The 5,948-nt window shown below is 41.8% G+C and carries 3 protein-coding genes; 1 reads left to right on the top strand and 2 read right to left on the bottom strand.

Features of this window, described 5'->3' with window-relative positions:
• Window positions 1–485, top strand: a 485-nt coding sequence (locus AWU56_RS12935; protein WP_462991765.1) for a site-specific integrase, incomplete at its 5' end; no start/stop codon positions are given.
• Between the two features lie 33 nt (window positions 486–518).
• On the opposite strand, the gene AWU56_RS12930 is transcribed toward AWU56_RS12935, so the two are convergent.
• The gene (locus tag AWU56_RS12930; protein ID WP_286682762.1) at window positions 519–3,029 is read right to left on the bottom strand and encodes a DEAD/DEAH box helicase; all 2,511 of its coding nucleotides are present in this window, start codon (window positions 3,027–3,029) and stop codon (window positions 519–521) included.
• On the bottom strand, window positions 3,026–5,590 hold the full coding sequence (locus tag AWU56_RS12925) for a site-specific DNA-methyltransferase (RefSeq protein ID WP_286682761.1): 2,565 nt from the start codon (window positions 5,588–5,590) through the stop codon (window positions 3,026–3,028). The genes AWU56_RS12930 and AWU56_RS12925 overlap by 4 nt, the downstream gene beginning before the upstream one ends.
• Window positions 5,591–5,948 lie beyond the last annotated feature (358 nt).

Below are 5,948 nucleotides of genomic sequence, written 5' to 3'. Positions count from 1 at the left end.
TTAGGCCGCCTTGTCTTATTGAAAAGTGCGGCTATGATGCCTCAGGTGGATCACTTTTAAACCGTTGTCAGTGGATCAATTTTACTCCGTTGGTAACACCAGATCTGGCCTTAGAAATGTTTACAGAGCTTAAGACACGATCGGCAGGCTCTGAATACGTTTTGCCAAGCAGAAGGCAGGCTAAACGGCCACATATGGGGCCCGACACTCTTAACCGTGCGATTGGAAAGATGTTTGGTTATGAGCCAGGCAAAAATACCAATCCTCCTAATCTGATGGGCGATATGGAGTACTTCAGAGTGCATGATTTACGCCGAACGTGCCGCACTCTTCTAGCTAGTATAGGGGTCCCAGGCCATGTTGCTGAGCGGTGTTTAAACCATAAGCTTAAAGGAGTCGAGGGTATTTACGACCAGTATGATTATTTTGAAGAGCGAAAAAAGGCAATGCAAAAACTCGCTTCGATACTGCACTCTGAATTGTAAAGTTTGCCCGTGTTAAGGGCAAACCTGATTAAATTACGTGGCTGAATATTCGAATATTTTATCAAGCTGAGGATTACTGGTAACCAAAAGCACATCCTTTATGTTAGAAGTCTTATTTAAGTCCAGTCGGTAAAAATGGTTGCCTTTTTTTCGAACTAATTCGATTCTGCCAAATCGGTGTCCATGCTTTTCCGCGAACTGCGCCAACCCTTTTGCCTTTTCAAAATTATCGGATAAGCTCGGGTCATGAGGTTCAATAATATCTACCACCAAGTTGTCCGCCTCTTGACGCACAGTAATTATGTCTGGGAACATTGGTCGAATTGCTCCACCACTCTCATAAGGGATCTCAAACGACCAAGGTTTTCTTGGTAGATTGCGAAGCCATCCAATAACTGAATTGTCAGCGAGTTCTTCTTTTATAACCTCTATCTCCCAGGGACCAAGCTCAGTAAAAAACTGGCCTTCTTTATCTACGTAGAGGTGTTTATCGAAAGACAAGCTATCATCGCTAATTGAAAATGCAATATTCTCTGGAAGTGTCCAACTAACTTCAACCGGTTCTGCTGTAGCTAATCTTAATGTTTCATAGTTTACTTTGCGACTCTCTTTCAAAGAATTGATTTCGCGCTTGTGGGCGTCGTAAAGCTCGTTGAATTGAGCTTCGGCCAGAAGCTCTAAATTTTTTAGCGAGTTCTTGCTTCTTGACACCGTAATCGCCTCTACTTTTACATCAAACGCCGGACGTGAACGATTGACAGTAGAGCGCCAGAAATCCATATGCAGACCATTTCCAAGTGCTCTGCCTGATTCCTCAAATAAACGATCAATATCTATATTTGACGAGCTAACTTGATATCCACTACCTTCAACAACATTTTCGCCGTTATTCGTTATTGATATTGTGGATAAGTCTACATAACTGACGGTGCGAGCTATTTTTTCAAACTCCCCCGCTTCTTTAAGTCTATTAACCTCATTTGCCATCCAAGACGTTATTTTACTCTTAGCTTCGCCCCACGACGCAGTATTTATATCGTCTAGTGTGAGCTGTCTAGCAAGAGAAAAATATCTTCTCAGTGGGCTCTGAGCTCTTGAGGCATTGACTCTGTAAGTAGGTAAATCCGAGAGAAATTTAAATACTTGCTCCATAGCTTCCGATTTTTCTAAAATCACCAGATTCTTGCTACTACCAGTCTCAGAAGGTGGGACCTCTTCGGTATTTCTCAACGAATCGATTACTGACTGTACTGCATCTTCATCAAAATATGGCAAATAAAGGTGAACGTCGTTTAAACTGGCATTTTTTTCTACTCGACGGGCTAGAGGGGTTCTTACCATTCGTCCAAGTAGTTGAGCTATATAGGTATGATCTTCAGCTTTTCTGAATGACATCATAACTTCTGCTCTTGGGCAGTCCCAACCAGTCGAAAGGCTTGTTTTGAAGAAGACTACACCAATATTCTTATCGTGCTCAATTTTAGAAGCGTCGACACGGCGCACCACTCGTTCACTGATTACTAAGTCACCAGTGTCGTGCATTGCGTGAGCCATTTCCTTTGAAGTTAAGCGTCGACCCGTTGAGTTCTCTATAGCTGTAATTGCGTCAGATAGGTCAGTTTTACTTAACCGCGTTTTCGTACCATTTTCTATCTGCACGACCAAAATAGGTTTTACGATTTTCTCTTGTTCACTTTCGCAATATTTCTCCCAATCAAGTCGCAAGGATTCCCATTTTCTCGCAGCTTCTGCCAATAGAGCCATTTCCGCCTTTGTGACTTCATCAGGGTGGTGTATTACAACCCTATCTTTAAGCAAACCAGATTCTCGTACGGACTCTGTTGGGACAATAACTTTATGTAGTGTGTGCTCGGCATTTTCTAAAAGGTTGGTGAACCTTTTAGGAGTTGCTGAGATACCGATTACAAACGGCACCGGGTCCAAACCAACCTCTTTATAACCTAGCAAAAATCGCTGCATTATGGTCTGAGCGGTCCTGACTGCTCTTGGTGTATTCATTCCTCGATGAGCTTCATCGATAACGACGTAAAACTTTTCGCGGAAAGCCTGAGCAGTATTGTTTAACGTTTGCCAAATTAGATATTTTCTGTCATCGCTATAGTTGGTTAGAGGCTGATTTTTAGCTAACTTCTGAGTATTTATAAAATATATTTTCCCTCCAGATAGCTGTTCAGCGTCAAAATTGGCATCAATAGTTTCAAGCTGATTAACTCGGTGGACTTTGTCCGATTGGGATTCAATTTTTTTCCGTGTTTGTTCATTCAGCTCTGGCATATCAGAAACCCAAAGAATTACTGCATCTGGCTGTGGATGCCAATCTAAAGGCCATTCTAGTTGCTCGTCTGGCTCGTCTAAAATGGCCTCAAAGAGGGCCGTCATCATGACGGTTTTACCACTCCCTGTGGGCGATGAAAACGACAATGCTTGTGGGCTTTTATCTGATGCAAAGGATCTTGCTGAAACGAGTTTTTCGCGCAAGTTGTCAAGGGCTTCTTTTTGAAACTTAAATAGATTGATTTTCATGAATTTTCTATCCCTACTACGAAACGACCAGAAGCATAATTCTGGTGTTTATTGATCATGAAATTTTGAAGGTAGTCTCTATATAACTGTACGGTCTTAATATTGGGTTGGTTTTGCTTATAATTGCTTTGAATATCAAGCGATATTGACTTAAAAGACTCGTCGGAATCAGTAACGATAAAAATGTAAGATATTTCCTGTTTTTCCTTCGAAAGCTTACTGTGAAGCTTCTGAATGAAAACTTCATCAGTTAGCACGACGAAATTAGATCCTTCAGGGTGAATTATAGGGCTATTTAAAAGCTCTTCATCTGTATGACATGGACCTACTGAACCAGCTATCATCCATAGCAACGGCAGGATTTCTTTCAACGATAACCCCAATGCCACTCTGTCCTTATCAAGGAAGTCTAGTTTAAAATACGATACGTTTGCGTTGAGCCCTTCGCTCATATTCCGTTTGAGCTGTTTAGGTATTTTTACCCCACCTAAAGCGTCATTAAGCTCCTGCTTAACCGCTTTAAACTCTCGAGTATCTTCTGTTACTAGAAATATCTCTCGAACCACTGCAGTCTCTTTAAGTTTTTCAATAAATTCATCTTTGGCAGCGAAGTCGAAAAGTATACTTGTCCCTTTGGAATCAGAGATTAAAAAGTCAGACTCACTAGAGACATTACTTTGAGAAATCCCGTCGATGAGGCTAACTAGCTGCTTTTTGGCCTGAACGGATTTTAGAGAGTCGCTCGGGACAAAACCAATATGTGTACACTTTGGTTTTTGCTCTACATACTCTTTTTTCCCTGTAAGGTAGCTTCCCTCTAAAAGTTTGCCATCATCTCGCTTTCCTAATACTGAGTACTTGATTCTGGGCCATGTAACTGATTGGCAAATACCATGCTGCTCCCATTCTTCTGAGTTTTGGGTTACTCCATTATTTTTAAGGCGTTTCGCTACTTCTGATTGGAGTTCATTATTTGTCACTAAAATGCAGTGACGGCGACCGTTATCGCTCAAGTTAAGCAACTCAGTCGCCAGCAACGTTGTTCCCGAGCCCGAGAAGAAGTCAAGAATTAGTGCGTCTTTCTTATCACCTACGGCTGCTGATAAGCAGTCCCTCACACTGTAAGGGGACTTTGCGTAGTCAAATGACACATCACCCAATGTTTCTCTAAGTACTCTTGATCCCCATTTACCAGCATCATGGTAGCTTCTTTTCCAAACCGTCTTTGGTATTACTTTCCGATCAATGGGCCCTAGCTTTAACGCATGACCGTCATCCTCGTACCCTAGTTTGGGAATAATACCATCCTTAACCTTTTGCCGATTTCCACTCTTAACGTAGCTGATAGAAAACTTATTGCCACCTGGCCCATTTTTTTGTCTACGTATTCTTACAAATCCATCTTCATAAAGCTGCATGAGGGTTTCTTGGTTGAGCTGCCAAGTTGCCATGCTACCGTTACCTCTGAATGGCCAAATGACCGAGTATTCAGAGCTACTTTCCTTTTCTGGGAGCCAGTCGTTTGAAGCAAAAGGAACCTGCCCGGCGTCAATCAACTCTTTCAATGATGATCCCAAGCGCTTTATTTCACCGGTACTATTATCAATATAGATTGGATAAACTAAGTTTGGGCGCTTCGCTGGTAAAGCATTTATGCCACCGTATCGAATGAGTGAAAACCAATATGGCGGAGTTTGGATACTTAGATCCTCCGATAAAAAATCATCGTCTTGAGGAATTGGTTTTGCGTCGCCTAAAAAGCAGAAAAAAGCATATTCTTCTACTCTGTAAAAACCTCCTTGGCTAACTCCTGCAGCATTATTTACAATTGTAACCATTTGAGTCCGAGCTTCTGGGTACAATTCTTTAATTAACATACCCAAATGATGAACTTCGTGCTCATCAATAGTTACAATGAGAACTCCATTATCGGGGTTGAGCAAAGATTTAGCTAATTTAAGTCTCCGCTCCATAAAGGCAAGCCACTTACTGTGCCTCCATGAGTCGTTATCATCAACATAGTCATTATTGTATTTCCAGTCTTTAGCTCCAGTGTTATAAGGAGGGTCTATATAGATGCAATCAACCTTTCTTGGGACGACGTAGTTTAACAGTTGTAATGCATGGTAATTATCAGCCTGTATCAGAGAGTGAGAAGCTCGTCCAAGCTCGGCATTTTGAGCTTCATCCAACTTTATTAAAGCTGGAAAAATAGGATCGCCAAACTCCTTTACGACAACCAGTTCTGAAATAGGAATTTCTTCAATGGAGTCTTGGGCAGGCAGGCTAGCAAGATCACCATCACTCTCTCGTTTTTGACAAGTCGCTGTATTACCAGTGGTTGAAACCACTCTCAATGTCTCTTTTAAATAACTGCCGCTTCGACACACTAAGTCCCCGATTTGTGGCGTAGAGTTATACATGGGTAAGAGTTCTGGTTTATGTTCTTCAAAAACTAAACCGAACTTCTTTTCCTTTAGGGCATCGGTCCACTCGCTCCTGATGCGCTCACGCAGTTTTACGTCGGCAATTTGTTCGATTAAATTGTGAATAGCGGCCAATTTGGGCCTCCCAGTTATGTTCTACGCTGAAGCGGTTAATACACGCATTTTTATTTGTACAGGCTGAACCACTTTTTAGCTAGTGAGCCACTGAACTTCCGGAAAGCCTATAAACTACCAAAGATTTAGTGAACAGGCTACGAAGGAGCATACTTTGAGCTTATTCGATCCTTGAGTATTTGAAGTATACATGATGAAGGTTGGAGGGAAGATAAATACCGAAGGTTCCCAAAATACAATAACGGGAACAAGCAAACCCACTAAAAACGGGCTATTTCCCCCTTTATACCCTCTTAAGTACTCAAAATCACGTTTTACAGCAAAAAAGGAACTCGATCATGGCCGAAGTACAAGCGGT

Source organism: Idiomarina sp. T82-3, from assembly GCF_001577655.1.
Classification (GTDB): Bacteria; Pseudomonadota; Gammaproteobacteria; order Enterobacterales; family Alteromonadaceae; genus Idiomarina; species Idiomarina baltica.
Note: the sequence above shows the minus strand (reverse complement) of the source record. Positions and strands in the feature narration are given on the sequence as shown.